At 69.5% G+C, this 15,542-nt stretch carries 10 protein-coding genes and 1 other RNA gene; 4 read left to right on the forward strand and 7 right to left on the reverse strand.

Translation table 11 applies throughout. The annotated features are described in order from the left end of the window. Nucleotides 1-21: 21 nt before the first annotated feature. A complete protein-coding gene (gloB, locus tag PFX98_RS23225; RefSeq protein ID WP_285235680.1) occupies nt 22-822 on the forward strand; it encodes a hydroxyacylglutathione hydrolase in 801 nt (266 codons plus the stop codon). Beyond that, on the forward strand, nt 819-2,450 hold the full coding sequence (locus PFX98_RS23230; RefSeq protein WP_285232847.1) for a transglycosylase SLT domain-containing protein: 1,632 nt from the start codon (nt 819-821) through the stop codon (nt 2,448-2,450). Before gloB ends, PFX98_RS23230 begins: the two co-directional genes overlap by 4 nt. Here PFX98_RS23230 and PFX98_RS23235 read toward each other — a convergent pair. Genes PFX98_RS23235 through dnaX form a run of 4 tightly spaced genes read right to left on the reverse strand, consistent with a single transcriptional unit; the run spans nt 2,434 to nt 5,741 of the window. Next, nucleotides 2,434-2,832: an MAPEG family protein gene (locus PFX98_RS23235; protein WP_285232848.1), complete on the reverse strand. Its 399-nt coding sequence runs from the start codon at nt 2,830-2,832 to the stop codon at nt 2,434-2,436. The genes PFX98_RS23230 and PFX98_RS23235 overlap by 17 nt on opposite strands. A 21-nt stretch (nt 2,833-2,853) precedes the next feature. Continuing rightward, nucleotides 2,854-3,435, reverse strand: coding sequence for a recombination mediator RecR (gene recR, locus PFX98_RS23240; RefSeq protein WP_285232849.1), 582 nt, complete (start codon nt 3,433-3,435; stop codon nt 2,854-2,856). A 7-nt stretch (nt 3,436-3,442) separates the two neighbouring features. Then, nucleotides 3,443-3,769, reverse strand: a complete 327-nt coding sequence (locus tag PFX98_RS23245; RefSeq protein ID WP_285232850.1) for a YbaB/EbfC family nucleoid-associated protein — start codon at nt 3,767-3,769, stop codon at nt 3,443-3,445. A 19-nt stretch (nt 3,770-3,788) separates the two neighbouring features. Continuing rightward, nucleotides 3,789-5,741, reverse strand: a complete 1,953-nt coding sequence (dnaX, locus tag PFX98_RS23250; RefSeq protein WP_285232851.1) for a DNA polymerase III subunit gamma/tau — start codon at nt 5,739-5,741, stop codon at nt 3,789-3,791. A gap of 76 nt (nt 5,742-5,817) precedes the next feature. Here dnaX and PFX98_RS23255 point away from each other — a divergent pair, with 76 nt between their 5' ends. Both PFX98_RS23255 and ffs read left to right on the forward strand, forming a co-directional pair. Then, nucleotides 5,818-6,942 carry an AIR synthase-related protein gene (locus PFX98_RS23255; protein ID WP_285232852.1) on the forward strand — a complete coding sequence of 375 codons (1,125 nt, stop codon included), beginning with the start codon at nt 5,818-5,820 and terminating at the stop codon, nt 6,940-6,942. Nucleotides 6,943-6,974: 32 nt separating this feature from the next. Then, nucleotides 6,975-7,072, forward strand: an RNA gene (ffs, locus tag PFX98_RS23260) — signal recognition particle sRNA small type. A gap of 26 nt (nt 7,073-7,098) precedes the next feature. On the opposite strand, the gene PFX98_RS23265 is transcribed toward ffs, so the two are convergent. The 3 genes from PFX98_RS23265 to hrpA all read right to left on the reverse strand — a co-directional run bounded on the left by PFX98_RS23265 (nt 7,099) and on the right by hrpA (nt 15,506). After that, on the reverse strand, nt 7,099-9,513 hold the full coding sequence (locus tag PFX98_RS23265) for a serine/threonine protein kinase (RefSeq protein ID WP_285232853.1): 2,415 nt from the start codon (nt 9,511-9,513) through the stop codon (nt 7,099-7,101). 47 nt (nt 9,514-9,560) lie between these two features. Next, nucleotides 9,561-11,420: a serine/threonine protein kinase gene (locus PFX98_RS23270; protein WP_285232854.1), complete on the reverse strand. Its 1,860-nt coding sequence runs from the start codon at nt 11,418-11,420 to the stop codon at nt 9,561-9,563. Nucleotides 11,421-11,687: 267 nt separating this feature from the next. Next, nucleotides 11,688-15,506: an ATP-dependent RNA helicase HrpA gene (hrpA, locus tag PFX98_RS23275; RefSeq protein ID WP_285235681.1), complete on the reverse strand. Its 3,819-nt coding sequence runs from the start codon at nt 15,504-15,506 to the stop codon at nt 11,688-11,690. Nucleotides 15,507-15,542: the final 36 nt, after the last annotated feature.

Genomic DNA, 15,542 nt, shown 5'->3' on the forward strand with positions numbered 1-15,542 from the left:
CACTGCATGAATCTGGTCGCCCTGCATCTGGTCGCCATCAGCGCCTTCAACGACAACTACATCTGGATGCTGCATGACGGCGTTCAAGCCCTGGTGGTTGATCCAGGCGATGCCGCGCCGGTGCTGCAGACCTTGCGCTCCTTGTCGCTGCGCCTCGCGGGCATTCTAGTGACCCATCACCACGCCGATCACGTGGGCGGCCTGGCCGAGCTGCGCCCGGTGCTGCAGGGCCAGGTCTGGGGCCCGGCCGGCGAGGCCATCCCGGGCCCCTATGAACCGCTCAGCGGCGGCGCTAGCCTGACGCTGCTGGGCCAGCGCCTGCGCGTGCTGGACGTGCCCGGCCACACCGCCGGCCATATCGCCTTCGTGCTGGACGCGCCCAGCGACGGCTCGGCACCGCTGCTGTTCTGCGGCGACACCCTGTTCTCCGGCGGCTGCGGCCGGCTGTTCGAGGGCAGCCCGGCGCAGATGCTGGCCTCGCTGCAGCAGCTGGCGGCGCTGCCGGGCGACACGCGGGTTTGCTGCGCGCATGAATACACCTTGTCTAATCTGCGCTTTGCGCGGACCATAGAGCCCGCCAACCAGGCCCTGCAGCAGTACCAGGCCTGGTGCGAGGCGCAGCGTGCGGCCGGCCTGCCCACCCTGCCCTCCAGCCTGGCACGCGAACTTGAGATCAACCCGTTCCTGCGTTGCACGGCCGCCGACGTGATCGCGTCGGCGATGCAGTGGCGCAGCGAACACCAGCAGGTCCCCATCGCCGCCGACGGTTCGCCGCTCGCGGTATTCGCCAGCTTGCGGCAATGGAAGAACGACTATCGATGAGCATGCATTTGAGCCCCCCCAGGCAAGTCCTGACCCTCGCGAGCCTGGCGGCCGCCCTGCTGCTGGGCGCCTGCGCCACCACCGCCCCCGATGCGGGCCCGCCGCCCGCCGCCGCCCCGCTCGAACGCGAGGCCGCGGCCCCGCCGCCCAAGACCACCGACACCGCGCAGCAGGGCTTCCGCCAGGCCGAGAGCGAATCGATGGCCCTGCTGGAAGACAGCCTCAACCCCGGCGCCAAGATCGACCTCAACGACGCCGCCGCCCAGGCCGACCTGTGGGCGCGCATCCGCCGCGGCTTTGCCATGCCCGAGCTCGACAACGAGGGCGTGCGCCGCGCCGAGGCCTGGTACAGCGCCCGCCCGGACTATGTGCAGCGCATGACCGAGCGCGGCAGCCGCTATCTGTTCCACATCGTCGAGGAAGTTGAAAAGCGCGGCATGCCCACCGAGCTGGCCCTGCTGCCCTTCGTCGAAAGCGCCTTCGTCACCGACGCCACCTCGCGCGTCAAGGCCTCCGGCATGTGGCAGTTCATGCCCGCCACCGGCCGCGATTTCGCGCTCAAGCAGAACGTCTTTCGCGACGACCGGCGCGACGTGCTGGCCTCCACGCGCGCCGCGCTCGACTATCTCGGCCGCCTCGGCAAGATGTTCGATGGCGACTGGCAGCTGGCGCTGGCCGCCTACAACTGGGGCCAGGGCAATGTGAGCAAGGCGATCGCGCGCAACCAGAAGGCCGGCCTGCCGACCGACTACGACAGCATCAAGATGCCGGACGAGACGCGCTACTACCTGCCCAAGCTGCAGGCGGTAAAGAACATCGTGCTACGCCCGGACGCCTATGCCCTGAGCCTGCCGCCGGTGGCCAACCACCCCTACTTCCTGTCGGTGAAGATCGAGCGCGACATGGACGTGGCCCTGGCCGCCAATCTGGCCGGCATGAGCGAGGAGCATTTCCGCCAGTTCAACCCGCAGATGAACCAGCCGGTGATCCTGGCCAAGGCCGGCGGCGAGGCTGGGGGCCAGGTCTTGCTGCCCTACGACAACGCCGCCGTCTTCATCGGCCAGCTGGCCGCGCACCAGGCCGTCAACCGCGGCCCGCTGGCGAGCTGGACCGCCTGGGTGGTGCCCAAGACCATGAAGCCGGCCGAGGCGGCCAAGCAGCTGGGCATGAGCGAGGCGCAGCTGCGCGAGCTCAACAAGATCCCGGCGCGCATGCTGGTCAAGCAGGGCTCGACCCTGCTGGTGCCGCGCACCGCGCACCGCGACCAGGATGTCTCCGAGCACCTGGCCGACAACGCCAGCATGAGCCTGGCGCCCGATGTGCCGCCGCTGCGGCGCGTCGCGCTCAAGGCCGGCAAGGGCGATACGGTGGCCTCGCTGGCCAAGCGCTGGCGCGTCAGCGCCGGCCAGGTGGCGCAGTGGAACAAGGTGGGCGTGAAGGCGAGCTTCAAGCCCGGCCAGCCGCTGGTGATCTACACCGCCCAGGCCGAGCCGGCCCCCACGCGCGTGGCGCAGGCTGGCAAGCCCAGGCCCGCCAGCAAGCCGGCGGCCCGCGTGGGCGGCCGCACCGTCACCGCCATGAACAACAGCGCGCCGGTGCTGTCGCGTCAGCTCACGCAGCGCCGCTGAAGAACAGCGCGATGCTGAAGCCCATGCCGACGAACCAGGTGATGGAGCGCGCCGAGGCCTTGTCGCTCACATAGAGCGCGATGTAGACGACGCGGGCGGCGATGAAGCCCAGCGCCAGCAGGTCCACGCGCTCCTGCGGCGCATGCATCTGCTGCGCCGCCAGCACGCCGGCAATGAACAGCGGCAGGGCCTCGAAGCTGTTGGACTGCGCCGCATTGGCGCGCGCCTGCCGGCCGGTGAGCTGGGCCAGCCAGGCACGCGGCTGGTGGTTGTCATAGCCGCCGGCGCTGCGCCGCTTGCCGATGCCGGGCGACTTGGCGATGCCGGCACAGACGATGGGCAGCAGGGCCGCGATGATGATGCAGTAGTTGGCAAAGGTCATGAGACAAGAGGCCCCGCGGGTTCAACGTCGATCCACCAGGGCATGCGCGATGGTGCCCAGGTCCACATACTCGAGTTCGCTGCCCACCGGCACGCCGCGCGCCAGGCGGGTGGAACGCAGGCCGCGCGCGCGCAGCACCTCGCCCACCACATGGGCGGTGGCCTCGCCCTCGGCGGTGAAGCTGGTGGCGAGGATGACCTCCTCCACCAGGCCGTCGGACGCCCGCTCCAGCAGCTCGGCCACGCCGATGTCCTTGGTGCTGATGCCGTCCAATGGGCTGACGCGCCCCTGCAGCACGAAGTAATAGCCGCGGTAGGAGCCGGTGCGCTCCAGCGCCGCCTGGTCGGCCGGCGTCTCCACCACGCACAGCAGCTTGGCGTCGCGCGTGGCATCCAGGCAGACCGGGCACAGCGCCGCCTCGCTGAAGGTATGGCAGCGCTGGCAATGCTGCACCTGCTGGGCCGCCGCGGCGAGCGCGGCGGACAGGCGCTGCGCACCCTCGCGGTCATGCTGCAGCAGGTGGTAGGCCATGCGCTGCGCCGACTTCTGACCCACGCCGGGCAGGCGCCGCAGCGCCTCGATCAATTGCTCAAGCGCGCTCAACGGCCGCTCAGAACGGGAACTTCATGCCGGGAGGCAGCGGCATGCCGGCCGTCAGCTTGCCCATCTTCTCCTGGCTCACCGCCTCGGCACGGCGCAGGCCGTCGTTGAAGGCGGCGGCCACCAGGTCCTCCAGCATGTCCTTGTCGTCCGCCAGCAGGCTGGGGTCGATGCTGACGCGCTTGACATCGTGCTTGCAGGTCATCGTGACCTTCACCAGGCCGGCGCCCGACTGGCCCTCGACCTCGATGGTGCCGAGCTCGTCCTGCGCCTTCTTCAGGTTGTCCTGCATCGCCTGGGCCTGCTTCATCAGACCGGCCAGTTGACCCTTCATCATGGTGTGTTCTCCGTATGGTTCAGTGTGGTTTGATGGACCCGGGCACGATGCGTGCCGTCCGGAACTGCGTCAGCAGTTGCTGGACGAAGGGGTCCTCGAGAATGATTTGCTCGGCGCGGCGCTGGCGCGCGCGCACCTCGGTGGCGTCGCGCAGCGCGGGCGAGTCCTGGGCCAGGCCGGGCTCCAGCTCGATCACGGCGGCGGCCTGCAAATGCGCGGCGAGCGCCGCCTCCAGCTTGTCTTTCAAGGCCGGCTGGCGCAACGACTCGCGCTCCACGCGCAAGCGCCAGACCTGCGGCTGGGCCTGCGCGTCGATGCCGACGCATTCGGCCTGCATGCCCAGTTCGCGCACCAGGGCGGTGACGCCCAGTTGCCGGATCAGGCCGGCCCAGCGCTCGCCCAGGGGGGTGGGCACGAGCGGAATCTCGGCCCCAGCGGTGGAGGCATAGCCGCCCTCGCCGCCGGGCGCAGCGGCAGCGCCCGCGCTATCGCTAGGCATATCGCCGACATCCAACGAGGCCTCCGCCAGCGCCACACCGTCGTCATCGGCGGGCGGCACATCCAGCCAGGGCGGCGGCTCGTCGCCGAGCTCGGGCTCGGGCGCACGCTCCACCGGCTTGGGGCGCAGGCGCGCGCTCATGGGGCTGTCGGCGCTGGGGCGCTCGCGGCTCGCCTGCACCGGCGCGGGGGCCGGAGCCGGCGGCGCGGGCTTGGACGCCGGCTCGCTGGCCACCGTGGCCACCGGCTTCACGGCCATGCTGGGCGCCGCGGTGCGCAGCAGCGGCGCGGCGGCAGCAGGCGCGGCCGACGCCACGGGGGCAGGTCTTGCCAGCGGCCTGGCCGCCGGTGCTACGCCGCGTTCCCCGCCCGCCGCGGCGGGGCGAAAGCTGAGCATGCGCAGCAGCACCATCACCAGGCCGGCGTAGTCGTCCGGCGCCAGCGAGAGTTCGGCGCGGCCGTGCAGGGCCATGCTGTACATCACCTGCACCTCGTCGGCGGGCAGCAGGGCCGCCAGGCGTTGCGCCTCGGCGGTCTCGGGGTCCTGCTCGTCCAGCGCGCCCGGTGCGGCCTGGGCCACCGCCATCTGCTGCAGGGTGCTGGCCAGGTCTTCCAGCGTCCCCGCGGCCGACAGGCCCAGGTTGCGCAGGCCATCGGCCTGGGCCACCACGGCCGGGCCGTCGCTGGCAATGAGGGCATCGAGGATGGCGATCACATGACCGCGATCCACCGTGCCCAGCATCTGGCGTACGCCGGCCTCCTGCAGTTGGCCGGCGCCGAAGGCGATCGCCTGGTCGGTGAGCGAGAGCGCGTCGCGCATCGAGCCGCGCGCGGCGCGCGCGAGCAGGCGCAGCGCGCCGGGCTCGGCCGGCACCTGCTCGGCCTGCAACACCTGGGTCAGGTGCGAGAGCACGTTCTGCGGCGCCATCGGGCGCAGATTGAACTGCAGGCAGCGCGACAGCACCGTCACCGGCACCTTCTGCGGGTCGGTGGTGGCGAGCACGAACTTGAGGTAGTCGGGCGGCTCCTCCAGTGTCTTCAGCATGGCGTTGAAGGCGGTGTTGGAGAGCATGTGCACTTCGTCGATCATGTAGACCTTGAAGCGCCCCACCACCGGCTTGTAGACCGATTGGTCCAGCAGCTGCGAGATCTCCTCGACGCCGCGGTTGGAGGCCGCGTCGAGCTCCACATAGTCCACGAAGCGGCCGGCATCGATGTCGCGGCAGGCGTCGCAGACGCCGCAGGGCGTGGCGGTGATGGTGCCATTGCCGTCCGGGCCGGTGCAGTTCAGGCTCTTGGCGAGGATGCGCGAGACCGTGGTCTTGCCCACGCCACGCGTGCCGGTGAACAGATAGGCATGGTGCAGGCGCTGCTGGGTGAGTGCATTGGCCAGGGCCTGCACCACATGCTCCTGGCCCACCAGCTCTTCGAAGCTGTGGGGGCGATATTTGCGCGCGAGGACCTGGTAACTCATGGCCGGCATTCTATGGGCGCTTGCCCCGTCGCCCCAGCGGCGTCGGCCAAGGCAGGGTGAACGATAATGCCACCCCATGAGCACGCATGCCCCCTCCTCCCCGGACACCCTGAGCTACGAGCAAGCCGGGGTCAATTACGACCTGATCGACCCCCTCAAGGTGAGCGCCCAGCGCGCTGCCGCCGCCACCGCCGTCCATATGGGCGAGCATGGTTTCAGCGAGGTCAAGGCCTCGCGCGGCGAATCCGCCTATGTGCTGGACGTGGGGCCTTTCTACCTCGCCTCCATCGTCGAATGCCTGGGTTCCAAGACCCTGGTGGCCGACGAGATGAACAAGCTCACCGGCAAGAACTATTACGACGGCATCGCCCAGGACACCATCGCGATGGCGGTGAACGACCTCATCACGGTGGGCGCCACGCCGCTGGTGGTGCAGGCCTACTGGGCCGCCGGCGGCTCCGACTGGTTCGGCAATGCCGAGCGCGCCCAGACCCTGGTGGCCGGCTGGAAGAAGGCCTGCGACATCTGCCAGGTTTCATGGGGCGGCGGTGAGACCCCGGCGCTGGCCGGCATCGTCGAGGAGGGCCGCATCGACCTGGCGGCCTCCTGCACCGGCATCATCAATCCCAAGAGCCGCCTCTCGGTGGGTGACGCGCTGGCCGCCGGCGACGCCATCGTGCTGCTGGCCTCCAGTGGCATCCATGCCAACGGCCTGTCGCTCGCGCGCAAGCTGGTGGAGCGCCTGCCCCAGGGCTACCTCACCGAGGTGGAGCCCGGCCTCAGCTACGGCGAGGCGCTGCTGGCGCCCACGGTGCTGTACTCGCCCGTCACCGAGGCGCTCTTCAAGGCCGGCATCCAGCCGCATTACTGCGCCAACATCACCGGCCATGGCTGGCGCAAGCTGCTGCGCCATCCGGCCCAGTTCACCTACCGCATCCACACGGTGCCGCCGGTGACGCCGGTGCTGAAGTTCATGCAGGAACACGCCAAGCAGGACGACCGCGAAGCCTATTCGACGCTGAACATGGGGGCAGGTTTCGCCATCTTCGTGGCGGCCGAGGACGCCGAGCGCACCGTGGCCGTGGCCAAGGCCTGCGGCATCGAGGCCTGGGTGGCGGGCGCGCTGGAGGAAGGCCCCAAGCAGCTGCTGATCGAGCCGCTCAACATCCGCTTCAGCGACGACGACCTGCAGCTTCGCTGAGGGCCGCGCAATCCTCGCTTACAATCCGCGCTGACGGGCCTCCTCGCATGGAAGCGCGGCCAACCGGGTCAGGTGGGGAACCAAGCAGCCCTAGTCGTTGTGACCAGTGCCGGGGGTAAGGCTCGTCAACCCCCCTCTTTTTTCTGATCGGTGTTCTCAGCTCGCCTGCTTGAACGCCATCACCGCCTGGTTGCGCAGCGTGCGCAACAGCGACAGCTCCTTCTCCCCCAGATCGATGCCGCCCGGCGTGGCCTTGTCGGCATAGATCATCGCGAAGGGCGCGCCCTTCATGGCCATCGGCAGGATCAGGAAGCTGGGGGCCTTGGGCGCCCCCATGAACCAGGCCGGCAGGCGCTCGGCAATCTTGGCCACGGTGGCGTCGGCAATCAAGGTGTCGACCCCCTTCTGACAGACCGCGGCGAACAGATCGACATGCGCCCCGGGCGCATGCCGCAGCGGCACACGGAACAGCGGCGCCACCAGTTCCACGCCCTCGCCCAGGCCAAAGCGCCCGGTGAGCGTTTCGGTCTTGGGGTCGCGCAGGCAGAACACCACGCGCCGGAAACCCAGGCCGCGGTAAATCGTCTCCAGGATCATGCGCAACACTTCGTTGAGCTTGAAGTTCTCCACCATCGCGTTGGTGATGTCCTGGATGCCCGCGGCCAGGGTCTCGGACGCCTGTTCCAGCGAGACCTGGCGCTCGTCCAGCACCATGGTGGGCTCGTACATCACGGTGGTGGCGTGCAGCTCGTGCGGCGACAGGCTGTCGCCCGGCGCGGGCGTCAGCGGTGCCAGCAGGCGCTGGCCGGGCGAGCTCTTGGGCAGGCGGATCTCCATCGCCTCGGCCATCTGCGAGAGGTTGCGGCGCGCCAGGTCGGCGGCGGTATCGAAGTCCTGCGCGGAAATGCCCAGCGCGCGCGAGTAGCGCTGCGCCATCGCCTTGACCTTGGCATGGGCCTCGCTCGGGTCGGAATGCAGGATCACGTCGGCCACGTCGTTGGCGGCACGCGCCAGCCAGCGCTGGCGCTCGGCCGGCGCATCCACCGCCCGGTTCGGCGCCTCGCCGTCGGGGCGGCGCATGGCGCGTTGCAACTGCTCGGGCAGGCCCCATTGCCGCGCCACTCCCAGGCCCATCTGCTCGTAGCTCAGGCCCAGCACCTGGGCCGATGCGGCGGCCTCGCTGAGCGGGGCCGCGGCGCCCTCGCGGCGCTCCGGCCGGGTGATGCGGCGCACCTGCTCCGCTTCCTCGGGAAAGTAGAACTCGGTCAGCAAGCGCCCCAGGTTCTGCAGCATGGCGGAGAGGAAGGCCTCCTCGTTCTCGCGCGTGGCGCTGCAGAGTTCGCGCGCCAGCGAGCCCGCCATCAGCGAGCGCAGAAACTCCACCCGCAGCTGCTGCGCATGCGCCTTGTTCTCCATGCGTTCGAGCAGGATCAGCGACATGGCCAGATTGCGTATGCCCGCAAAGCCGATCAGGGCCGCGGCGCGCGACACGGTGGTGATGCCGCCGCCCCCGGCATGGCTGAACTGGGCCGTGTTCACCAAGCGCAGCAGCTTGTGGGTGAGCGCCACGTCCTTGAGGATTTCGTTCGAAATGCTGGCCAGGCTCTCGTTCTCCGACTGCGTGAGCCGCTGGATGCGGCCCATCGCGTCGGACATGGCCGGGAAGTCGGTCTTGTGCCGCATGCGGCGCAGCAGGAATTCCAGCGTCGCGTTCTCGGTGGCATCCACCGGCTCGGCCTGCACCGTCGGGTGCAGCCATTCGGCCAGCGCGTCGTGGAACTCGCGCGCGGTATGCCAGCGCTGCGCGGGGTCGCGCGCGAGGCCTCGCTGGATGGTGGCGCGCAGCTTGTCGTCCACATCGGTGCCGAGGCCATGGGGCAGCAGCAGATCCTGCTCGATGACGCGGCGCACCGCCGCCCAGGGGTCGGGGTGGTAGTTGAGGCGCTGGCCCGAAAGCATCTCGGCCAGCATCACGGCGGACGCAAACACGTCCATCTGCGGGCTGGGCGCCAGGCCCTTGGCCGCCTCGGGCGAGATATAGCCGGGCGTACCCACCACGCGCTGCGGCCGCCCGGCGTCCGAAATCCAGGCGGCGATGCCGAAGTCCATCACGCGGGCGCGCCCCTTGGCGTCGATCATGATGTTGGAGGGCTTCAGGTCACGGTGCACCACGCCGGCGGCGTGCGCGGCACCCAGCCCGTCGAGCACGCCCAGCATCAGCTCTACGGCATCGCGGGCACGCCCATAGGGGCCCGCGCGCAGCTTGTCGGCCAGCGTGCCGCCGCTCACATACTCGAACACCATATAGGCCTGGCCGTCCTGCATATCGGCCTCGAACACCGGCACGATATTCGGATGGGTGAGCCGCGCCACGGCGCGCGCCTCGTGCAGCCAGGCGTCGACGCTGCTGGGCTCGGCGCCCTTGTGCAGCACCTTCAGCGCCACCTCGCGGTCCAGCCGCGGGTCATGGGCCAGCCACACGGTGGCCTGCGCGCCTTCGCCAAGCTGTTTGATCGGACGGAACCGCCCCATGGCCGCGGGCGGCTGCGAGACGGGAGGCAGAGACGACATGGTGGACCTTTGAACTCTGGCCTGACGCAGGCTGCTGAACGACGAACTCAGGAAGTCTCCTCGGGAGGTTTGCCGCCCAGTTTCGCTCTGAGCGTCGAGGCCTTGGGTAGCGGGGCGGCACCGTCGCGCGGCGCCATCGATTCTGCATCGCCATCGAGCGTGCCGGGCTCGGTGGGCAGCGGCGCACTGAAACTGGCCTCGGCGATGGCCACTCCGGCCGACCGGAACGGGGCATCACCGTCCTGCCGTGCCTGCTCGGGATGCAGGGCCTGCAACACATCGCGCAGCCCCAGGCCCAGCACGCGCGCATAGCGCCGTGTCGCCAGCTCGATGGCCGGCTGGCGCTTGGCCTCGGGCAGCAGTTGCGCGTCGATCAGCTCGTTGGCCAGGCTGCAGGTCAGGCGCAGCAGTTCGGCATCGCCCTCGGCGCTGCGCACCGGCGCATCGGGCGCCTGGCGATGCATCATGTGCATCACCTCTTCGCCCAGCGCCCAGTAGCGCGCCACCGCCAGGGCCAGCGCATTCAGGTCGCAGCCCAGCACCGCGTAGGCGGCGGCGACCTCGCTCATGCCCTGCGGATTGGGGTTGTCTTCGGTGGCCTCGCCCGGCTGCATGAGCTGGCGGATCTGCTGCGCATCGTCGGCAAAGTGGTACTGCAGCAGCAGGCGGCCGAGGTTCTGCAGCACCGTGATGAGGTAGACCACCTCGCCGTCATAGCCGGCCGGACGCAGCGCCTGGGCCACCATGCCGGCCCGATGCACCCGCGTCATCAGGCTGCGCAGCAGCGCCGCCTGCACCTCGCCGAGCGGCCCCGGCCAGGGCTTGAGCGAGCGCGCCGCCTGCTGCAGGCCGTTCAGCCCCAGCATGGCGATGGCGCGCTGCATGTTCAGCACCGTGCCGCCGCTGGTAACGCCCTGCTGCTTGAGCGCGTTGTTGACGCGGCGCAGCAGCTCCAGGCTCAGGCCCATGTCCTGCAGCACCAGGCTGGAGAGCTCGCTGGCATGCTGACCCTCCAGCGAGGAGGACTGGCCGATGCGGTGCAGCTTGCCCGAGCTGGCCGGCAGATGGCCGATGCGCTGCAGCTTGTCCATCAGCAGCGCGATCGGCCCGCCCTGGTCGTAGGCGGCGGCGGTGCGCCAGCCGTCCAGCGCGCGCAGGAAGCTGCGCGCCAGGTGGTAGCGCTGGCGCGCCTGGCGGTCGGTGGCGCGGTTGGCGATGGCGCGCAGCGGCTCGGGGATCGGATGCGGCGTCTCCCAGCCCAGGCGCACCAGCTCCTTGCCCAGCGGCTGCATCTGCTGCACCGCGGCCTGCAGATCCTGCTGCTCCAGCACCGCGCGGCCACTCAGCAGGCGGTGCAGGAGCAGGCCGACGCACAGCACATCCTCCTCGGCCGACTCGCGCACCGCGCGGCGCGTGACGGTGTTGAAGTCCACGCCGGCGGGGAACACCTCCTGCGCCAATTCCAGGCCAGCCAGGCGCACCTTGTTGGCGGCGTCGATCAACAGGTAGCTGCTTTGCAGATCGCGATGCGCATGGCCGGCCTCGTGCGCGAAGGCCAGGCCCTCGAGCAGCTGGCAGACCCAGTCGGCGGCCTCCAGCGGCGTGGGCGCTGGCTGGCGCGCCAGGCGCTCGTCCAGGGTTTCGCCCAGCGCGCGGTCGTAGGCCACGAAGGGCCATTGCTCGACCCGCCCGACCTCGATCACATGGGCCAGGTTCGGGTGCTGCACGCGTGCGCCGGCATGGGCGGTCTTGAGCCAATGGGCCATCGCCGCCTCGCTATTGGGCGCCTGGCGCGGCATCGCCAGCAGCATCTCCTGGCCGTGGCGCGAGTCATGCACCAGCCACAGCATGCTGCGCGTGCTCTTGTTGAGCAGGGCGCGCAGCTCGAAGCGCCCGAAGCGGCGCATCGGCGCGGCCGAGGGGGAGGCTGGGGCGGCTGGGGTGGTAGCGGTTGGTGCGGGCTGGGCGTCGGACACGGCGGGGCTGGCCCTCCACGGCCAGTTTCATTTGTAAGCATTTGACCCAAAACAGCCCGCCTGCGGTAGCGGGAACTGGCGGGTTTTGTCGTTCTTTTCGCGACCGGCCTCAGTTGCTGAGCTGCGCCCAGACCTTGTGGCTTCGACATGACATGCGCCCAAGGGCGCAAATGTCAGTCTGCACCGCAAGGCCCGGCCTCAGCTATTCAGCTGAGCCCAGACCTTGTCCAGACGCTTCACGCTGACCGGTTGGGGGGTGCGCAGTTCCTGTGCAAACAGGCTGATGCGCAACTCCTCCAGCTGCCAGCGGAAGTCCACCAGGCGCGCATCCTGCGTGCCCTTGAGCTCGGCCACGCGGCGCAGATAGCGCTGCTCCAGCGGGCGCAGCTCGGCCAGGCGCTGGGCATCGCGGGCCGGGTCGGCGCGCAGCTTGTCCAGGCGCGCGGTGATGCCCTTGAGGTAGCGCGGCAGATGCTGGGCCTGGGCCCAGGGGGTCAGCGCGACGAACTGCTTGGGCATCAGGCGCTGCAGCTGCGCGGCGATATCGTCGGCCACCTCCTTGGGCGCGCGCGCATCCTTGAGCTTGCGCGTGGCGGCCTGGTACTCGATCAGGATCACCCCGGTCAGGCGCGCCACCTCCTGCGCGATCAGGTTCAGGCGCGTGCGCCCCTCTTCCAGCCGCTGCTTGAAGGCGAACTCGTCCGCCGGCAGCGGCTCGGCCAGGAAGGCGCGGTCCACCGCCACGCCGATGATCTGGTCGCGCAGCTCCTCGGCCGTGCCCAGGCCCATGTAGAACACCGACATCTTCTGCAGATCGGGGATGTTCTTCTCCAGGTATTTGAGCGGCTCCTTGAGCTGCAAGGCCACCAGCCGGCGCAGACCCAGGCGGTGCTTGGCGGCGGCCACCTCGGGCTCGTCGAAAACCTCGATCTCCACCTGCGTGCCGCGATCGATCAGGGCCGGGAAGCCGATCAGGGTCTGCGCGCCGCGCTGGATTTCCATCAGCTCGGGCAGCTCGCCAAAGGTCCAGGCGGTGTAGGCCTGGCTGGCCTGGGTGGCCTCGCGCGCCTTGGGCTTCTGAAGCACTTCGGCCCGCACGCCGCCCTGGGCGAGCGGTGCCGGTGCGGGCGCCGCCGGCGGCGTGGCCAGCTTGAGCTGGGCCAGGGCCTGGAAGGCCGAACGCGCCTGCGCACCGAGCTCGGCCTTGAGGGCCGCGAGATTGCGGCCCATGCCCAGCTGGCGGCCATGCTCGTCCACCACGCGATAGTTCATGAACAGATGCGGCTGCAGCTGCTCGAGCTTGAAGTCATTGCGCTGCACGGCGATCTGGCTGCGCTCCTTCACCGCCTTCAGCAGCACCTCGACCAGGCTGCCCTGGGCAAAGGGGTTGAGCTCGATGAACTCGGCCACAAAGTCCGGCAGCGGCACCAGGCGCGCGCGCGGCTTCTGGTGCAGGCTCTTGAGCAGGGCCATGATCTTGGCCTCCAGCATGCCCGGCACCAGCCATTCGCAGCGCTCCTCGCTGACCTGGTTGAGCGCATAGATGGGCACGCTGACGGTCAGGCCATCGCGCTGGTCGCCGGGCTCGTGCAGATAGCTGGCCGTGCAATCCACCCCGCCCAGGCGGATGGTCTTGGGGAAGGCATTGCTGGTGATGCCGGCCGCCTCATGGCGCATCAGCTCGTCGCGGCTGAGGTGCAGCAGGCGCGGATTGGCGCGGCTGGCTTCGCGGACCCACTTCTCCAGCGTGGCGCCCGAGCAGACCTCGCGCGGCAGCTGCTGGTCGTAATAGTTGTAGATCAGCTCGTCGTCCACCAGCACGTCCTGGCGGCGCGACTTGTGCTCCAGTTCCTCGACCTTGGCGATCTGCTTCTGGTTGTGCACCAGGAAGGGCAGGCGGCGCATCATGTCGTCAGGCAACTCGCCATTCACCAGCGCCTCGCGGATGAAGATCTCGCGCGCCGCCGGCAGGTCGACGCGGCCGAAGTTCACGCGCCGGTTGTTGTAGATGACGATGCCGTAGAGCGTGGCGCGCTCCAGCGCGATCACCTCGGCGGCCTTCTTCTCCCAATGCGGCTCCAGCAGCTGGGTCTTGAGCAGGTGGCCGGCCAGCGGCGCGATCCATTGCACATCGATGTTCGCGATGCCGCGGCCGAACAGGCGCGTGGTGTCCACCAGCTCGGCGGCGATGATCCAGCGCCCCGGTTTCTTGCTCAGGTGCGCGCCGGGGTGGCGCCAGAACTTGATGCCGCGCGCGCCCAGGTACCAGTCGTCCTCGTCGCTCTTGCAGCCGATATTGCCCAGGAGGCCGGCCAGCATCGAGAGATGCACCTGCTCGTAGGTGGCCGCGCTGCCGTTGAGGCGCCAGCCATGCTCGGCCACCACGGTGTGCAGCTGCGAGTAGATGTCACGCCATTCGCGCACGCGGCGCGGCGAGACGAAGTTGTCGCGCAGCAGCTGCTCGTGGCGGCGGTTGGAAAGTTTGTGCTCGCCCTGCCCGCCCCTGGACTCCTCCAGCCATTTCCAGAGCTTGAGATAGCCCATGAACTCCGAGCGCTCGTCGTCGAACTTCTTGTGCTTCTCGTCGGCCTGCTGCTGTTGCTCCATCGGCCGGTCGCGCACATCCTGGCCCGACAGCGCGCTGGCGATGATGAGCACCTCGGCCAGCGCCTCGCGGCTCTTGGCCTCCAGAATCATGCGGCCCACACGCGGGTCCAGCGGCAGCTTGGAGAGCTCGCGGCCGATCGTCGTGAGCTCGTTGCCCTCGTCCACCGCGCCCAGCTCGGCCAGCAGCTGGTAGCCGTCGGCGATCGCCTTGCGCGGCGGCGGCTCGATGAAGGGGAAGTCGTCGACCTGGCCCAGGTGCAGGGCCTTCATGCGCAGGATCACACCGGCCAGCGACGAACGCAGGATCTCGGGGTCGGTGAAGCGCGGCCGCTCGTTGAAGCTCTTCTCGTCGTAGAGACGGATGCAGATGCCGTTCGAGACCCGCCCGCAACGGCCGGCGCGCTGGTTCGCCGCCGCCTGGCTGATCGGCTCGATCTGCAGCTGCTCGACCTTGTTGCGGTAGCTGTAGCGCTTCACCCGCGCCTGGCCGGGGTCGATCACATAGCGGATGCCGGGCACCGTCAGCGAGGTCTCGGCCACATTGGTGGCCAGCACGATGCGGCGCTGGCCATGCGGCTCAAACACGCGGTCCTGCTCCTGCTGCGACAGGCGCGCAAACAGCGGCAGGATCTCCACGCCGGGCGGATGGTGCTTGCGCAGCGCCTCGGCGGCCTCGCGGATCTCGCGCTCGCCGGGCAGGAACACCAGCACATCGCCGCCGCCCTCGCGCCAGAGCTCATCGACGGCGTCGGTGATGGCGTTGTTGAGGTCGTACTCGCGTGATTCCTCGAAGGGCCGGTAGCGCTGCTCCACCGGGAAGGTGCGGCCCGAGACCATCACCACCGGCGCGGGGCCCTTGGCAGATTCGAAATGCTTGGCAAAGCGCTCGGCATCGATGGTCGCCGAGGTCACCACCACCTTCAGATCCGGCCGGCGCGGCAGCACCTCGCGCAGATAGCCGAGCAGGAAATCGATGTTGAGGCTGCGCTCATGCGCCTCGTCGATGATCAGGGTGTCGTAGGCTTTCAGCAGCGGGTCGGTCTGGGTCTCAGCCAGCAAGATGCCGTCGGTCATCAGCTTGACCGAGGCACCGGGCTGCAGCCGGTCCTGGAAGCGCACCTTGTAGCCAACGATCTCGCCCAGCGGCGTGTTCAGTTCCTCGGCAATGCGCTTGGCCACGCTGGAAGCGGCAATGCGGCGCGGCTGGGTGTGGCCGATCAGCTTGCCGGTGTTGGCGCGGCCGCGGCCCAGCGCCAGGGCGATCTTGGGCAGCTGGGTGGTCTTGCCCGAGCCGGTCTCGCCGCAGACGATGATGACCTGGTGCTCGTTGAAGAGGCGCGCAATTTCCTCGCGCCGGGCCGAGACCGGCAGCGATTCGGGGAAGCTGATGGGCGGCAGCGGATTGGCGATCGGCGCCGGCTGGGCAGGCCGAGCGGGGCGCGGCGG

Source organism: Paucibacter sediminis, from assembly GCF_030254645.1.
GTDB classification, from domain to species: domain Bacteria; phylum Pseudomonadota; class Gammaproteobacteria; order Burkholderiales; family Burkholderiaceae_C; genus Paucibacter_B; species Paucibacter_B sediminis.